The organism is Pseudomonas sp. F1_0610 (assembly GCF_047470865.1).
GTDB lineage: Bacteria > Pseudomonadota > Gammaproteobacteria > Pseudomonadales > Pseudomonadaceae > JAZDRH01.
In genome coordinates, this window is sequence record NZ_JAZDRH010000093.1 from 1 (window position 1) to 365 (window position 365).

The following is a 365-nucleotide window of genomic DNA, read 5'->3' on the forward strand; positions in this document are numbered from 1 at the left end:
GGTTTTGTCGTACTGTGAGTTGATTAAGGTGGTAGCACCTGTTTTAGCAACAAACTGACCTACACGGGCGGGTTTGATATCGCGTTGGATGCTGCTTAGGGTAACAGGCTTGGTGGCTTCGGTTAGTCTACCGCTGGTCATTGCCACTTGTGCGGCAGGTACTGAGGCGTCATATACAACTTTAAAGACGCCGCCATCAGGTTCGGTGCGTTGTATGAGTTGGCTGTCATGGTTGTACTGGTACGACCAATCAAAGCCTAAAACGTCTGTCACTGTTCGCAGTTGGTTGCCGTTCCAGTGGTAGGTGACGCTGCGGTTATCACGGTCTTTGGCGTTGATCAGTTTTTCTTGGCTGTCGTAGCTAA

General features: G+C 50.1%; 1 protein-coding gene. It reads right to left on the reverse strand.

Translation table 11 applies throughout. The features are described from left to right. Positions 1-365, reverse strand: a 365-nt coding sequence (locus tag VQ643_RS16360; protein WP_414201588.1) for a hypothetical protein, incomplete at both ends; no start/stop codon positions are given.